This is a genomic window from Emcibacter sp. (assembly GCF_963675455.1).
In the GTDB taxonomy this organism is placed as follows: Bacteria; Pseudomonadota; Alphaproteobacteria; order Sphingomonadales; family Emcibacteraceae; genus Emcibacter.
Genome location: NZ_OY776217.1, coordinates 2,552,432 through 2,566,876 on the forward strand (window position 1 = coordinate 2,552,432; position 14,445 = coordinate 2,566,876).

The 14,445-nt window shown below is 52.7% G+C and carries 17 protein-coding genes; 15 read left to right on the forward strand and 2 right to left on the reverse strand.

Annotation, left to right across the window (positions count from 1 at the left end; genetic code table 11):
• Positions 1-32 precede the first annotated feature (32 nt).
• Positions 33-992: a hypothetical protein gene (locus ACORNT_RS11815; RefSeq protein WP_321390914.1), complete on the forward strand. Its 960-nt coding sequence runs from the start codon at positions 33-35 to the stop codon at positions 990-992.
• Position 993: 1 nt separating this feature from the next.
• Here ACORNT_RS11815 and xth read toward each other — a convergent pair whose 3' ends face one another.
• Together xth and erpA are read right to left on the reverse strand one after the other, a co-directional pair.
• Positions 994-1,770, reverse strand: a complete 777-nt coding sequence (xth, locus tag ACORNT_RS11820) for an exodeoxyribonuclease III (protein ID WP_321390917.1) — start codon at positions 1,768-1,770, stop codon at positions 994-996.
• Between the two features lie 19 nt (positions 1,771-1,789).
• Positions 1,790-2,131, reverse strand: coding sequence for an iron-sulfur cluster insertion protein ErpA (erpA, locus tag ACORNT_RS11825; RefSeq protein ID WP_321390920.1), 342 nt, complete (start codon positions 2,129-2,131; stop codon positions 1,790-1,792).
• A 160-nt stretch (positions 2,132-2,291) separates the two neighbouring features.
• Here erpA and ACORNT_RS11830 point away from each other — a divergent pair, with 160 nt between their 5' ends.
• The 14 genes from ACORNT_RS11830 to ACORNT_RS11895 all read left to right on the forward strand — a co-directional run bounded on the left by ACORNT_RS11830 (position 2,292) and on the right by ACORNT_RS11895 (position 14,415).
• A complete protein-coding gene (locus ACORNT_RS11830) occupies positions 2,292-3,494 on the forward strand; it encodes a deoxyguanosinetriphosphate triphosphohydrolase (RefSeq protein WP_321390921.1) in 1,203 nt (400 codons plus the stop codon).
• A complete protein-coding gene (argS, locus tag ACORNT_RS11835; protein WP_321390923.1) occupies positions 3,491-5,242 on the forward strand; it encodes an arginine--tRNA ligase in 1,752 nt (583 codons plus the stop codon). Before ACORNT_RS11830 ends, argS begins: the two co-directional genes overlap by 4 nt.
• A 32-nt stretch (positions 5,243-5,274) precedes the next feature.
• Positions 5,275-6,039, forward strand: coding sequence for an SPOR domain-containing protein (locus tag ACORNT_RS11840; protein ID WP_321390926.1), 765 nt, complete (start codon positions 5,275-5,277; stop codon positions 6,037-6,039).
• Positions 6,040-7,068 carry a beta-N-acetylhexosaminidase gene (gene nagZ, locus ACORNT_RS11845; protein WP_321390927.1) on the forward strand — a complete coding sequence of 343 codons (1,029 nt, stop codon included), beginning with the start codon at positions 6,040-6,042 and terminating at the stop codon, positions 7,066-7,068.
• Between the two features lie 60 nt (positions 7,069-7,128).
• On the forward strand, positions 7,129-7,752 hold the full coding sequence (locus ACORNT_RS11850; RefSeq protein WP_420717567.1) for a site-2 protease family protein: 624 nt from the start codon (positions 7,129-7,131) through the stop codon (positions 7,750-7,752).
• Positions 7,753-8,559, forward strand: coding sequence for a ScpA family protein (locus tag ACORNT_RS11855; RefSeq protein WP_321390932.1), 807 nt, complete (start codon positions 7,753-7,755; stop codon positions 8,557-8,559).
• Positions 8,559-9,155 carry an SMC-Scp complex subunit ScpB gene (gene scpB / locus ACORNT_RS11860; RefSeq protein WP_321390935.1) on the forward strand — a complete coding sequence of 199 codons (597 nt, stop codon included), beginning with the start codon at positions 8,559-8,561 and terminating at the stop codon, positions 9,153-9,155. The genes ACORNT_RS11855 and scpB overlap by 1 nt, the downstream gene beginning before the upstream one ends.
• A 133-nt stretch (positions 9,156-9,288) precedes the next feature.
• Entirely contained in the window at positions 9,289-9,522 is a 234-nt protein-coding gene (locus ACORNT_RS11865; protein ID WP_321390938.1) for a twin-arginine translocase TatA/TatE family subunit, read from the forward strand.
• 17 nt (positions 9,523-9,539) lie between these two features.
• On the forward strand, positions 9,540-9,890 hold the full coding sequence (gene tatB, locus ACORNT_RS11870) for a Sec-independent protein translocase protein TatB (RefSeq protein ID WP_321390940.1): 351 nt from the start codon (positions 9,540-9,542) through the stop codon (positions 9,888-9,890).
• 20 nt (positions 9,891-9,910) lie between these two features.
• Positions 9,911-10,714 (forward strand): twin-arginine translocase subunit TatC, encoded by an 804-nt coding sequence (gene tatC, locus ACORNT_RS11875; RefSeq protein WP_420717568.1) that lies wholly within the window; start codon positions 9,911-9,913, stop codon positions 10,712-10,714.
• Entirely contained in the window at positions 10,707-11,981 is a 1,275-nt protein-coding gene (gene serS, locus ACORNT_RS11880) for a serine--tRNA ligase (RefSeq protein WP_321390946.1), read from the forward strand. The genes tatC and serS overlap by 8 nt, the downstream gene beginning before the upstream one ends.
• Positions 11,981-12,760 (forward strand): 5'/3'-nucleotidase SurE, encoded by a 780-nt coding sequence (surE, locus tag ACORNT_RS11885; RefSeq protein ID WP_420717569.1) that lies wholly within the window; start codon positions 11,981-11,983, stop codon positions 12,758-12,760. Before serS ends, surE begins: the two co-directional genes overlap by 1 nt.
• Positions 12,760-13,410: a protein-L-isoaspartate(D-aspartate) O-methyltransferase gene (locus ACORNT_RS11890; RefSeq protein WP_321390950.1), complete on the forward strand. Its 651-nt coding sequence runs from the start codon at positions 12,760-12,762 to the stop codon at positions 13,408-13,410. The genes surE and ACORNT_RS11890 overlap by 1 nt, the downstream gene beginning before the upstream one ends.
• 42 nt (positions 13,411-13,452) lie before the next feature.
• Complete coding sequence (locus ACORNT_RS11895) at positions 13,453-14,415, forward strand: M23 family metallopeptidase (RefSeq protein WP_321390953.1); 963 nt, start codon at positions 13,453-13,455, stop codon at positions 14,413-14,415.
• The last annotated feature ends 30 nt before the right edge of the window (positions 14,416-14,445 follow it).

Sequence of the window (14,445 nt, forward strand, 5' to 3'; positions counted from 1 at the left end):
TTCATTCTAACATTTTATAATTGGGGGATCTAATGACATCGTCTAATCTGTTTGGTCCGGACCAGCCGTCCGGCAATGCACTTCCGGAACAATTCGATATTTGCAAAATTCCAAAGTTCGAACTTTTTAAGCAAAGTTTCGCTCTGCCTTTTTCTGATATGAAGCTTTTACTGTTGTCTGTCGGGGTATTTCTGGTGCCTATGCTGGTTTATTTTGCCGGATTGGTTCTTGCATCGGTGGTAGGACCGATAACCGCGGTTTTGGTTATTCCCCTTTTTATTCTGATGCTCATGGGCATGGGTGGTATCATGAATGAGTGGATACGAAAGGGTTTGGGATTCTCACAGAAATATCCGACAGGAATAAAACGTTTCTACAGCGGCGTATGGGGCAATATCGGACGTTTGATCCTGATAGGGATTATAGGCGGGTTTTCCTCTTTAATCATATTTTTCCTGCTATCTGCAATAATGACTAATTTTATGGGTGTTCACTTGTTTCCCACAGTAGGTGGTAAGCAGGAATTGCAGGTTATATTCAGGCAATTGTTTATATATGGCGCAGTAATGACACTGATTTTTGCGTTTGTTCTCAGTTATATTTTCAGCCGTTTTGGTGTGGATCTTGTCACCGGCGCCATGAATGAGAAAAACAAACTTCAGGCACAGGAGCGGGTGCCCTTTGATGCAAAACTGAAGGGGATTTTTCTGCCGCTATCCGCGACTTACGTTCTGGCCTCCCTTCTGAGTGTCGGGATTTCCATGATCCCCGTAATGATCATGACATGGGAACCGCGAGCTGGTGTTTACCAAAGTCTGGGCGAGGCAGCGATGATAAAGAGCAGCCTGAGCTGGATTATGTTGCCGATCAGCCTGCTTAATATTCTGGTGTCATTTTATATTTTTGCCGTCTTTAGCAGTATGTTTGGCCTTGCTTTTCGCTACCGTTTCGGCCTGACAGACGAAATACTGGAAGCCATTGATCGGAAGTAGCCTATTCAGGCAAATCCAGTTCGCACCAGATCGGGGTATGGTCGGAGGCTTTTTCCTTCCCGCGCGGCTTACGGTCCACATCGCAGGCCTTGAGCCTGTCTGCCGCCTGCGGGGACAGGAGAAGGTGATCGATACGCAGGCCGTTGTCCTTCTGCCAGGCGCCGCCCTGGTAATCCCAGTAGGTATAGTCGTGACCGCTGGGGTGAAAGGCGCGCAGGGCGTCAGTCAGGCCCAGGTTAACAAGGGTCCAGAACCTGTCCCGGCTTTCCGGCATGCACAGGGCATCACTGGCAAAGCGGTCCGGTGCATAGCAATCTTCGTCCTTCGGGCAGACGTTATAGTCACCGCCCAGAACAAAGACCTCTTCGGTTTTCAGGAGTTTCTTCGCCCGTTTGATCAGGCGATCCATCCATTTGAGTTTATAATCGAATTTCTCGCCCGGCACGGGATTGCCGTTGGGCAGGTAGATGGCGGCAACCCGGACGGTGTTGACGGTGGCTTCCAGATAACGGGCCTGTTCGTCACTTTTGTCACCGGGCAGGCCGACCATCACGTCTTCGATCGGGTATTTGGACAGGATGGCAACCCCGTTGTAGGTTTTTTGGCCGTGAGTCTCTACATTGTAACCCAGTTCCTCGATCTCCATGCGGGGGAAATTTTCGTCAACACATTTCAGTTCCTGGAGCAGGACCACATCTGGCTGAAATTCAGACAGCCATTCCACCACCCGGGGCAGTCGTGCCTTGACGGAGTTCACATTCCAGGATGCTATTTTCATGAGTTATCCTAAACGGCGTCTATACAGCGAAAGAGGAGCCACATCCGCAGGCGGCTGTTGCATTGGGGTTTTTGACCACAAACATGGAGCCGGCGAGTTCCTCGACAAAGTCTACTTCAGAGCCGGTCAGATAGAGCAGGGACAGGCCGTCCACCAGCATGGTGACGCCATCCCGTTCGACCACGAGGTCGTCGTCTTTCTGGTCCTTGACCAGATTAAAGTCATACTGGAATCCGGAACAGCCACCGCCATTGACGGCGATGCGGAATTTCAGGTCCGGATTACCTTCCTTCTCGATCAATGTCGAGATCCTTTTTGCGGCACTGGCCGACAGTGTGACCGGTGTATCCAAGTTACCCATAATAGTGTCCTGTTGCCCTGATTTTACATAACTTTTCGAGTTATCCGTTGTTACTATATGTAGGCTTCCTGAAAGAATTGTCAATATTCCAAAAAAAGCGGGAAATTGTCGTAAAAAGTCTGTAAGGTCGTGCAAACAGGGAACAGTAAAGCTTGACGTCATGACTTCAGAATTCAGTCTTTTTAAGCCGCAAATGCAGTATGCCCCCTATGCCTGTCTTGCAGAAACCAGCCGTGGGCGTCTTTATCTGGAAAAGGAAACTGTAACGCGGTCTCCGTTTCAGCGGGATCGGGACCGGATTATCCACTCCAGCGCCTTTCGCCGGCTGAAACACAAGACGCAGGTCTTCGTTTATCATGAGGGGGATTATTACCGGACCAGACTAACCCACTCCATCGAGGTCTCGCAGATTGCCCGTTCCATTGCCCGGGTGCTTGGGTTGAATGAGGAGATCACCGAAGCCCTGTCGCTGGTCCATGACTTTGGCCATACCCCCTTCGGTCATGCCGGGGAGGAGGCACTGGACGATCTGATGAAGCCCCACAGGGGATTTGATCATAATGCCCAGTCCCTGCGCATTGTCACCCGCCTGGAACGGCGCTACGGGGGCTTTGACGGACTAAACCTGACATGGGAAACCCTGGAGGGGCTGGCCAAACATAATGGCCCTCTCTGCCGTGATGACGATATGTCCCATATCCATATTAATTTCCTTGAGTATAACAGGGAACATGATCTGGAATTGCATACCTATGCCAGCCTGGAGGCCCAGGTGGCGGCCATCGCGGATGATATTGCCTACAATAACCACGACATTGCTGACGGCCTCAGGGCCGAACTTTTTACGATGGACGAAATCTGTGAAGTTCCCCTTGTCGCCGAGATTGTCAGGGAAGTGCGTGATACCTATGGCGACCTCGATGAAAGACGGTTTGATCACGAAATCATTCGCCGGCTGATTAACCGCATGGTCAACGACATTCTGACGGAAAGCAGCAGCAGGTTGACGCAGCTCAGGCCCGAAAGTGTGAAGGATGTCCGCCAGGCGGGACGCCGTATGATTGCCTTTTCGGGGGAAATGAAACAGACGGACCGGGAGCTCAAGGTCTTCCTGATGCGCAACATGTATCGCCACTACAAGGTCTGCCGCATGACCAGCAAGGCCAAAAGGGTTGTTCGTGATCTTTTTGCCCTGTATATGGAGGAACCCGAATGTTTACCCGAGAAATGGCAGGAACGCTTGACTGATCTTGACGAACAGGATAGAGCCCGTCATATCGCTGACTTTATTGCCGGCATGACCGATCGCTATGCGCTTATGGAGCATAGAAGGCTTTTTGATATATCGATGTTTGAATTATGAATATTTACAAAAACTTGCAAAATAAAATTAAAGTAATAGTTGAGGGCCTGTCCGCGGCAGGAGATCTGCCGGAAGGGCTTGACCTGTCAAATATGACGCTGGAAAGCCCGCGTGATCCCTCGCACGGTGATATGGCCACCAATGTGGCCATGATCCTGACCAAACAGGCAAAGATGAACCCCCGCCAGATTGCGGAAATGGTGGCGCCGAAAATGGAACAGCTGGAGGAAGTTTCCTCCGTCTCTGTGGCCGGACCGGGCTTTATCAATTTCTATCTGAAGCCGGACTTCATTCTGGCCCAGGTTGGTGCCATTCTGTCCGCCGGGCAGGAATATGGCCGTTCTGACAGTGGCGCACAGGAAAAGGTCAATGTGGAGTATGTTTCCGCAAACCCGACCGGGCCCATGCACGTCGGGCATTGTCGGGGCGCCATTTTTGGCGATGCTCTGGCGTCTCTTCTGGATTTTGCCGGTTTCGACGTCACCAGGGAATATTACATCAATGATGCGGGTTCCCAGATCGATGTGCTGGCCCGTTCCCTTTACCTGCGCTACCGGGAGGCCCTGGGTCATGACATCGGCGAGATTCCACAGGGGCTTTATCCCGGTGACTATCTGGTCGCGCCGGGCAAGGCGCTGGCGGAAGAATGCGGTGATAAATGGCTTGATCGCCCGGAAGAGGACTGGTTGCCGTCTGTGCGTAAATTCGCGACCGATAAAATGATGGAAATGATCCGCGAGGATCTGGCCGTTCTGGGTATTCATCATGATGTATTTTTCTCGGAAAAGACATTGCATGAAAATGGCGGGATTGAGGAAGCGGTTGAGGAACTGCGCAAAAAAGGCCTGATCTATGAAGGTGTGCTCGAGCCGCCTAAAGGCAAGAAACCGGAAGATTGGGAAGAACGTCCCCAGCTTCTGTTCCGGGCCACGGATTTTGGCGATGATATCGACCGTCCCCTGCAGAAATCTGACGGCACCTGGACCTATTTTGCAGCTGATGTGGCCTATCATTACAACAAGGTGGGACGCGGTTTTTATAATATGATCGATGTCTGGGGCGCTGACCACGGCGGTTATGTGAAACGTGTCCAGGCGGCAATCAAGGCGATCACGGACGGCAAGGGTGAACTGGATGTGCGCCTGTGCCAGCTAGTCAACCTGCTGAAGAATGGCCAGCCTTATAAAATGTCAAAACGGGCTGGCACATTTGTCACCCTCAGGGATGTGGTTGATGAAGTCGGCAAGGACGTTGTACGCTTTATCATGCTGACCCGGAAGAATGACGCGGCGCTGGATTTTGATTTTTCAAAGGTGACGGAACAGTCGAAGGATAATCCGGTTTTCTATGTCCAGTATGCCCATGCCCGGGTTCATTCCGTGCTCCGGAAAGCCGGTGAGGTTTTTGACGGGCTTGATGTGACCACGGAAAGTCTTGCCAAGGCGGATATTTCGTTACTAGGTGATGATGCAGAACTGTCCCTGATCAGAAATATGACGGGGTGGCCGCGTCTGGTTGAAAGCGCCGCCCTGGCGCATGAACCGCACCGGATTTCCTTCTATCTTTATGACCTGGCTTCGGAATTCCATGCCCTGTGGAACAAGGGCAATGACAATCCGGGACTCAAGTTTGTGCTGGAGGAAAACCGGGAACTGACTCTGGCGCGCCTGGCCATGATTTCAGCCCTTGCCAATATTGTCGCAACAGGGCTTAATATACTTGGTGTTGAACCGCTCAGGGAAATGTAGACAGACAGACTGGAGTGCCGGAAAGGGGAATAATGATGGCAGAGGAACGGAAGGAAAAATCATCTTGGCTGGAGCCTTTGCCGGAAGAATATGCCGGTGAGGAAAATATGACCAGCCGTCGTATGATTATTGCTGCTATCACGGTTGTTGTGCTGGCGATCTTTGCCGGCGTTATCTGGTACAGTTATATGCAGGGTGCGGACAAGGGACCGGTGCCTGTGGTCCGGGCCGACAAGTCGGTGATTAAGGTCAAGCCGGACGATCCGGGTGGAATGAAAGTTCCCCATCAGGACAAGGAAATATTCGAGCAGGTGGCGGGCGCCGGATCCGAAAAAGAGGAAGTTCTGGGGGCCAGTTCTGAAATCCCCATGGACCGTCCCTCCGTGGATGCACCCGCTGCCGGCGATTTGAATGTGGCGCTGCCGCCCAACCCGCCTGTCGAGGAGGGGGATGCGGAAGCAAAAACCGTCGCCGAGGCAGAACAAGCCGCAGAACAGATTTCCCCGGCAGCTTCGGCGCCGACACCCTCCGTGACGGAGCGCGAAACAGGGGATTTCATGATCCAGCTCGGCGCCTTCAGCCAACTGGCCAGCGCCGAAAAACTCTGGGCTAATTTGGCACAGAAACACGGTGACCTTCTTGCCGGACTGACGCCTGATTACATGGTTGTGGATCTTGGTGAGAAGGGGGTTCTCTATCGGGTGCGCGGCGGCAATATCGAAGATCGTGACGCGGCGGACAGGATCTGTGACCAGCTTAAAAAAGCTGGCCAGGGATGCATGGTGGTTAAAAAATAGATGCCTCGTCCGGTAATAACTGATTGTGACGGCACCAGCCTGACCGAAGAGGAAAAATCCCTGTTCGGTGAACTGAAACCGTTTGGTTTTATTCTTTTCGCCAGAAACTGTGAGAGTCCGGAACAGGTCCGGGCGCTGACTGATGAAATGCGCGAAGTTGTGGGACGTGAGGATATCCCGATCCTGATCGACCAGGAAGGTGGGCGGGTGATCCGGCTTAATCCGGATATCTGGCGAAAGCCGCCGCCGCCAAAGGTCTTTGCAGACCTTTATGATATTGACCCTGACCGTGCTGTCGAAGCCCTGTCCATAAATGCCTTCCTGATTGCTATGGATCTTGCAGAACTGGGAATTACCATAGACTGTTTTCCCTTGCTGGATCTATTGTTTGAGGGTGCCCATAATATTATTGGCGACCGGTCATTCGGCTCTGACCCGGCAAAGGTAATTGCATTGGGGATTGCCGCCTGCGAGGGACTTTTGTCCGGCGGCGTGCTGCCGATGATCAAACATATCCCGGGCCACGGGCGAGCAAAAGTGGACAGTCATGAAGAGCTGCCGGTGGTTGATGCCTCCATCGAAGACCTGCGAAACCTGGATTTCGTTCCCTTCGAGGCCCTGTCGGGGATGGGCTGTGCCATGACGGCCCACGTAACCTATACCGCGATTGATGCTGAACATCCGGCGACCCTGTCGTCAAAACTGATCCGCCAGGTTATCCGCAAGGAAATAGGTTTTTCAGGTGTTCTCTTTTCCGATGATATCAGCATGAAGGCCCTGAGCGGCACCGCCGCGGAAAATGCCAAAGCCGCCTTGCGGGCCGGCTGTGACCTGGTGCTGCATTGTAATGCTTCCCTTGAAGAACGGGAAAAGGTGCTTAAATCCCTGTATGATTTCAACCCGACCAACGAAGCCTGGATAAGGGATGTTCTTGGCCGGCGCCGGATGCCCCGGGAAATTGACAGAAAATCCCTGCAGCTATGGCTCAATGAGGCCCTCGGCGACATGCTGGAAAAACGAGTAAACTAAGTGTCACAGTTTTTTATCACCCTGAGCGTCTGGATCATTCCCCTGTTACTGGCCATTACCATGCATGAGGCAGCCCACGGCTGGGTAGCCTGGAAACTGGGGGATGACACGGCGAAGGTGCAGGGGCGGGTGACCTTTAATCCCCTGGCTCATATAGATCCCTTTGGCACAGTCCTTTTGCCGCTGCTGCTGCTTGTCATGCAGGTACCGTTTTTATTTGGTTATGCCAAGCCTGTGCCGGTTAACTTCCAGCGTCTGAAAAATCCGCGGACCGATATGGTGTGGGTGGCGCTGGCCGGACCTGGGGCCAACATATTGCTGGCTCTGACTGGCGGGCTGTTGCTGAACCTCTATGGTTTTCTGCCGGAATTCATGGCGGAATGGTTTGGCCGCAACCTGGTGAACCTTATTCTGATCAATGCCATTCTGGCTGTTTTTAACATGCTGCCTTTACCACCGCTTGATGGCGGCCGGGTGGCGGTCGGGCTTCTGCCGGCCGGTCTGGCCCGGCCTCTGGCCCGGCTGGAACCTTATGGTATGATGATTCTGATTGGGCTGATTTTCGTTTTACCCATGATCGGGGCACAGTTGGGATTGAATTTCAATCTTGTTTTCGCCATTATAAAGCCCCTGGCTGAATTTATTGAAAGTCTGGCCCACTCGCTTTTTATATTACGAGGGTAAATGACAACCACTGGCGACATCGGTTTTTACGATCAGACTGACCCTGCTTCTGCGGCGTCAGACAGGGATGAAACCGAGCGCCTTCTTCTGGATATCAAGGGCTTTGAAGGCCCGCTTGATGTTTTGTTGTCTCTATCCCGGACCCAAAAGGTCGATCTCAAGCAAATCTCCATTCTGGAACTGGTAGAACAGTATCTGGTCTTTATTACCGAAGCCACGCGCCTGCGACTGGAAGTGGCGGCGGATTATCTGGTAATGGCCGCCTGGCTGGCCTACCTCAAATCCCGGCTTCTTCTTCCGGTGGAGGAAAATGACGAGGATATTTCGGCGGATGAGCTGGCAGCGCGACTGACCTATCAGTTGCAGCGGCTGGAAGCCATGCGGGAGGCCGCAGCCAAACTGATGTCCCGGGACCAGCTGGGACGGGATGTCTTTGCGCGGGGGGCGCCCGAGCCCGTCCATGTCACAAGAAATGCCAGTTATGAACTCAGCTTTTATGAGTTGTTGAAGGGATATGCTGAACACAAGATACGAAAATCCGTCTCCGATATCAGGATTCACAAACGCGAAGTCTTTACCCTTGATCAGGCCCTCGAGCGCCTTGGCGATATGATCGGCCTGACACTCGACTGGACATCACTGGAAGCCTTCCTGCCACCGGACCTGAAGAGCGGGGAGATGATCAAATCTGCCAAAGCCTCCCTGTTTACCGCAACGCTGGAGATGGCGCGGCAGGGCAAGGCGGAGATCGTACAGAAGCAGATATTCGGACCGCTGCTCATTCGCAGCAGGAGCAGGGAGGACTGATGGAAAAACCGGAACAGATCAGGATTATCGAGGCACTGCTGTTTGCCAGCGACAGACCTCTTTCAGCCATTGCCCTGGCTGAATGTTTGCCGGAGGGCGCCAATGTCGAGCAACTATTGGCCGAAGTCAGAGAACATTACAGCCGGCGGGGTGTCAATCTTGTCGAGGTTGCCGGCAAATGGATGTTCCAGACCGCGCCGGATCTTGCCTTCCTGCTGCGCAAGGAAGTGGATGAAGAGCGCCGACTGTCCCGTGCCGCCATCGAAACCCTGGCCATTGTTGCCTATCATCAGCCGGTAACCAGGGCGGATATCGAGGAAATTCGCGGTGTCTCCATGAGCAAGGGGACCCTTGACGTACTGATGGAGGCAAACTGGGTACGTATGATGGGCCGACGCCGCACACCCGGACGCCCCATGACATATGGTACATCGGATCATTTTCTGGTTCATTTCGGCCTGGAAAGCGTCAAGGACCTGCCGGGGCTGTCCGAATTGAAGGCTGCCGGGTTCCTCGACAATGTCAACACGTCACGGCTCAATCTGCTGGAAGAAACGAAACCTACCGAGGAACAGCCGGAACTGCCCAATTCCTGACCGGGTCCGGTTTATTCGATGACAATTCGGGGGCACCGCATTTTTTTGTTGCTTTCCGGCAAGTTTTTATTGATTTTGAGCGCCAGCACCCTAGCTATAGAAGTCAGGGAACAGGTGCATTAGGAGAACAGGCATGGGTTTAAGTATTTGGCAGATTTTGCTGGTTGCCGTTTTGGCGATCCTTCTTTTCGGTCGGGGGCGCATTTCCGATCTGATGGGGGACGTGGCCAAGGGGATCAAAAGTTTCAAAAAAGGCATGGCCGAGGAGGAGGACGAAAACAACACACCCGAGCCTCCCAAGGTGATTGACCAGAAATCTGAGAAAGTCGTGTCCGAAAAAACATCGGAAAAATCTGAAAATAAATAATTTCCGGGAATTTTCCAATGTTCGATATCGGCATGTTCGAAATGTTTGTGATTGTCGTTCTGGCAATCATTGTTGTGGGCCCGCGGGACCTGCCTAAAATGTTGCGGACTGTCGGTCAGATGGTTCGAAAGGTCAAGGAACTCGGTCAGGAATTTCAGACCGGTATCAAACAGATTGCCGATGAGGTTGAACTGGAAGAAGTCACGCGAAAACTGAATGAAGCAGGGAATATCCCGCTGGAACCTGAAAATACAAAACCTGATATTGTCGAGGAGGAGGAAGAGCCCGCAAATTCCGACACCGGAAAAGAGGCTGCTGAAAAAGTTGCTGCAGCCGACAATGACGATGTAAAGGGGCCGGTATCGTGAGTGACGAACAGGCGCAGGAAATGGATCACAGTGCAGCGCCGCTGATTGAACATCTGATTGAGCTCCGACAGCGCCTGATCTGGAGTGTGGTGTATCTTCTGATAGGCTTCGGCGTGTGCTATATCTATGTCGAGGAAATATACACCTTTCTCGCCCAGCCTTTTGTGGATGTGGCCGTCAGGAACGGGCAGAGTCCCGATATGATCGCGATCGGCATTCATGAGCAGTTCTTCGTTTATCTGAAGATCGCCTTTTTTGCGTCTTTCTGTCTGACGTTCCCTCTGATTTCCATACAGGTGTGGAAGTTTGTTGCGCCGGGTCTGTATCGGAACGAGAAAAAGGCCTTTCTGCCGTTTCTGGTTGGTACTCCGGTGTTGTTTGCCCTCGGGGCATCGCTTTCCTATTTTGTGGTTATTCCGCTGGCCTGGAATTTTTTCATGTCTTTCCAGATTTCCGCCAATCATGCAGCCGACGTCGCTGGCGCCGTAGGGGCTGCGGTAGAACATCCGCTGGCCAGGTTGTCAGTGACGGTCATGCCGTCGGTGAAGGAATACTGGTCTCTGGTCATGACAATGATTTTGGCGTTCGGTTTCACATTTGAGCTCCCGATCCTGCTTCTGCTGCTGGCCCGGGTTGGCATCGTGACAGCGCCCGGACTGGCGAAATCCCGGAAGTATGTAGTTGTCGGCGCCTTTGCCTTTGCCGCGATTATGACGCCGCCAGATTTTATTAGCCAAATTATGCTTGGTGTTCCGATCCTGCTTTTGTATGAATTGTCGATTATCGCCATCAGGTTAACGATCAAGGAAAAAGAGAATGTTTGATATCAAGGCAATCCGGGAGAATCCGGAGGCGTTTGATAAGGGGTGGAAAAAACGTGGTCTTGCACCGCAGGCTGCTGAAATATTGGCTCTGGATGGAAAATGGCGTTCCAAGCAGACTGAGCTGCAGCAAGCGCAAAGCAGGCGGAACGAGGCGTCAAAAGCCATCGGAATGGCAAAATCGAAGGGCGAGGATGCCGATGACTTGGTCAAAGAAGTAACTCGTTTGAAGTTCATACTAGTGGGATTAGAACAAGAAGTTCGAGACCTAGAAGATGAATTAAAAGATCGCCTGTCACGGCTGGATAACATCCCGGCGGATGACGTGCCTCTTGGCGAAAGTGAAGATGACAACCTGGAAGTTCGTAAATGGGGTGACCTTCCCGAGTTTGACTTTGAACCGAAGCAGCATTTTGAGCTTGGTGAAAACCTGGGACAGATGGACTTTGAGGGGGCAGCCCGCATGTCGGGTTCGCGCTTTGTTATATTGCGCAGCGATCTGGCGCGCCTGGAGCGCGCTCTGGCGGCCTTTATGCTGGACCTGCACACAGGTGAATATGGTTACGAGGAAGTCTCTCCGCCGGCTCTTGTACGGGACCAGGCGCTATACGGCACAAGCCAGTTGCCCAAGTTCGAAGAAGACATGTTCAAAATGGACACTGGTCACTATCTGATCTCCACCGGTGAAATCCCGCTGACCAATATGGTCAGGGAGGAAATCCTGGAGGAAGAAAGCCTGCCGCTACGCTTTACAGCGCTGACACCCTGTTTCCGGTCGGAAGCGGGTTCTGCAGGCAAGGACACCCGTGGCATGATCCGTCTGCATCAGTTCCAGAAAGTGGAAATGGTCAGCATCACCTCGCCGGAACAGTCCTGGGACGAGCTTGAGCGCATGACCGGGATAGCCGAAGAAGTACTGCGTCGCCTTAAGCTGCCGTACCGGGTTTTGGCCCTGTGCACCGGGGATATGGGATTTGCCGCCCGCAAGACCTATGACCTGGAAGTCTGGCTGCCTGGACAGGAAAGCTATCGGGAGATTTCAAGCTGTTCCAATACCGGCGATTTTCAGGCCCGGCGCATGAACACCCGCTGCCGACCGAAAGGCGAGAAACGCACGCGGTTTGTCCATACCCTGAACGGGTCCGGCCTGGCTGTCGGGCGGACTCTGGTGGCGGTGCTGGAAAATTACCAACAGGCTGACGGCTCAATAAAAATTCCGGAAGTGCTCCGGCCTTATATGCGAGGTCAGGAAGTGATCAAAAACTCATGATGAAACCTGACCCCCGCAGAATTCTGGTTACCAATGATGACGGCATTAATGCGCCGGGACTGGAGATCCTGGAAAGGATCGCCCGCGAACTGAGCGACGATGTCTGGACCGTGGCGCCGGAAGTAGAGCAGAGCGGCAAGGGTCATGCCCTGACCCTGACCGAACCGCTGCGTTTCCGGCAACTGTCGGAGCGCAGGTTTGCCGTGACAGGCACCCCGACCGACTGTGTGATGCTGGCCACCCACAGTATTATTCAGGGTGACAAACCAACATTACTTCTGTCCGGCATTAACCGGGGGGGCAACCTGGCGGAAGACATGACCTATTCCGGCACTATTGCGGCGGCCATGGAAGGGACCATCTGCGGCATCCCGTCCATTGCAATCAGCCAGGATGTCGACAAAAGCAACCGCAAGGACCCGTTTCCCGTTGCAGAAAAATATGCGCTTGATGTGGTTCGCAAGATTCTGACCCAGAGCTGGGAAAACGGCATCCTGATGAATGTAAATTTCCCGACTGACGTCAACAATGTCATGGGAATTAGGGCGACTCATCAGGGATTCCGGGATGAGGCAGAATTGTTCATCAACGAACGGGAAGATCTTCGCGGGCATAATTATTACTGGATCGGGTTTCGCCGGGCATATGGAACACCCCTGGAAGCCACGGACCTGGAAGCCATGCAGGAAAATTATATATCCGTCACCCCCCTGCATCTGGACCTCACACATTATACGACGTATAACAATCTGAGAAAGAATATTGATCAGGATTTCTGATGTCTGAGCCTCTCGAAGAAAAGAAACAACAGCTTCTGAATATTCTCCGAATGGAGGGTATCCACGATGAGAATGTTCTTGCCGCAATTGGTGCTGTGAAGCGGGAAAAATTCATCCCCGACTACCTGCGCCAGCAAGCCTATGAAAATGCCGCCCTGCCTATCGAAAGCGGCCAGACCATAAGCCAGCCCTATATTGTGGCCTATATGACCCAGGAACTGAAAGTCGACAACAAGATGAAGGTTCTGGAGGTTGGCACTGGATCAGGATATCAGGGGGCCGTTCTGTCCAGGCTCTGTCGTCGGCTGTTTACAGTCGAGCGCCATTTGCCGCTGATGCAGAGGGCGGAAGCGTTATTCAAGGAACTGGGACTTCTGAATATCACGACACTTTTCGGTGACGGCATGAAAGGCTGGCCGGAGCAGGCGCCCTTTGATCGTATTATGGTCACGGCGGCAGCAGACAAGGTGCCCGAGAAACTGCTGGAACAATTAAAGGAAGATGGCGGAATCATGGTCATTCCCATTGGCGCCCAGGAAGAAACCCAGCATATTTACCGGATAACCCGTCAGGGTGACGATTTTGAAACCGAGGTTCTGCTGCCGGTCAAGTTTGTACCGTTGCTTGGCGGAATTGTACATGATTCCTGAAGCATATTGATCTTGGGGCGACGAGTTTCTACTATTCGACTTATGATCGACACTCGTCTGAAATCTATTTTCTTCATCACCGGAAGCATCTTTGCTTCCCTTCTCCTTGCTGCTTGTCAGGAAGGCCATCCCTATCAGATGGGCTATAAAAACAGTCCTCCGAGCTGGACGGAAAAAAATACACCTTATCCCATACCGGAACCGCGCAGCAAACCGAAGGCGCCACAGCGTTTTGTGGCAATTCCCGAAAATACACCTGATGTACAGGTTAACCTGTCGGGCAAGACCGCGAAGGTTAGAAAAGGCGATACGGTTTATGCCATTTCCCGCCGATACGGGGTTACGGTGCGCCAGTTGATTTCACATAATCGCCTGAAGGCGCCTTATCTGCTGCGTCCGGGCCAGCAATTGGCCCTGCCGGTTGCCGGACATCATATCGTCCGGAAGGGAGATACTGTCTATAGCATCTCCCGTCACTACCGGGTGGATATGACCGAACTTGCGCGTTTAAACAAACTGCAGAAGCCCTATATGCTTCGTGTCGGGCAGAAACTGAATGTACCGGGTAATGGGGCGACAGGCAGCAATCCAATAAAGATCGCAATTCCATCACCGCCACCAACCAGCGGGCAGGGTTTCCTGTGGCCGGTCAGCGGCAGGGTGATTTCCGGTTTCGGTCCCAAATCCCTGGGATTGCATAATGACGGTATAAATATCGCCGCCCGATATGGCGAGACGGTGCGGGCGGCTGAAGCCGGCGTTGTGGTTCATGCGGATTCCAGGCTCAAGGGATATGGCGGCCTGATTTTGATTCAGCATGAAGGCGGCTGGATGACGGCTTATGCCCATAATTCCAGGATTCTGGTGAAGAAAGGGCAAAAGATCAGCCGGGGGCAGGCCATTGCAGAGGTCGGAAAAAGCGGCCGGGTGACGTCGCCGCAGCTGCATTTCGAACTGCGAAAGGGAAACCAGGCCGTCAATCCGGAAAAATACTTGAAAATATGATATGGTTCAGCACGTCCGTTGAACGAAAAA

What these genes read in the sequence shown, in the direction of transcription:
- xth (WP_321390917.1), bottom strand. Translation starts at nt 1,770, where the DNA reads ATGAAAATAGCATCCTGGAATGTGAACTCCGTCAAGGCACGACTGCCC.
- ACORNT_RS11815 (WP_321390914.1), top strand. Translation starts at nt 33, where the DNA reads ATGACATCGTCTAATCTGTTTGGTCCGGACCAGCCGTCCGGCAATGCA.
- erpA (WP_321390920.1), bottom strand. Translation starts at nt 2,131, where the DNA reads ATGGGTAACTTGGATACACCGGTCACACTGTCGGCCAGTGCCGCAAAA.
- ACORNT_RS11850 (WP_420717567.1), top strand. Translation starts at nt 7,129, where the DNA reads ATGCATGAGGCAGCCCACGGCTGGGTAGCCTGGAAACTGGGGGATGAC.
- argS (WP_321390923.1), top strand. Translation starts at nt 3,491, where the DNA reads ATGAATATTTACAAAAACTTGCAAAATAAAATTAAAGTAATAGTTGAG.
- nagZ (WP_321390927.1), top strand. Translation starts at nt 6,040, where the DNA reads ATGCCTCGTCCGGTAATAACTGATTGTGACGGCACCAGCCTGACCGAA.
- tatC (WP_420717568.1), top strand. Translation starts at nt 9,911, where the DNA reads ATGGATCACAGTGCAGCGCCGCTGATTGAACATCTGATTGAGCTCCGA.
- scpB (WP_321390935.1), top strand. Translation starts at nt 8,559, where the DNA reads ATGGAAAAACCGGAACAGATCAGGATTATCGAGGCACTGCTGTTTGCC.
- ACORNT_RS11890 (WP_321390950.1), top strand. Translation starts at nt 12,760, where the DNA reads ATGTCTGAGCCTCTCGAAGAAAAGAAACAACAGCTTCTGAATATTCTC.
- serS (WP_321390946.1), top strand. Translation starts at nt 10,707, where the DNA reads ATGTTTGATATCAAGGCAATCCGGGAGAATCCGGAGGCGTTTGATAAG.
- ACORNT_RS11855 (WP_321390932.1), top strand. Translation starts at nt 7,753, where the DNA reads ATGACAACCACTGGCGACATCGGTTTTTACGATCAGACTGACCCTGCT.
- ACORNT_RS11865 (WP_321390938.1), top strand. Translation starts at nt 9,289, where the DNA reads ATGGGTTTAAGTATTTGGCAGATTTTGCTGGTTGCCGTTTTGGCGATC.
- tatB (WP_321390940.1), top strand. Translation starts at nt 9,540, where the DNA reads ATGTTCGATATCGGCATGTTCGAAATGTTTGTGATTGTCGTTCTGGCA.
- surE (WP_420717569.1), top strand. Translation starts at nt 11,981, where the DNA reads ATGAAACCTGACCCCCGCAGAATTCTGGTTACCAATGATGACGGCATT.
- ACORNT_RS11840 (WP_321390926.1), top strand. Translation starts at nt 5,275, where the DNA reads ATGATGGCAGAGGAACGGAAGGAAAAATCATCTTGGCTGGAGCCTTTG.
- ACORNT_RS11895 (WP_321390953.1), top strand. Translation starts at nt 13,453, where the DNA reads ATGATCGACACTCGTCTGAAATCTATTTTCTTCATCACCGGAAGCATC.
- ACORNT_RS11830 (WP_321390921.1), top strand. Translation starts at nt 2,292, where the DNA reads ATGACTTCAGAATTCAGTCTTTTTAAGCCGCAAATGCAGTATGCCCCC.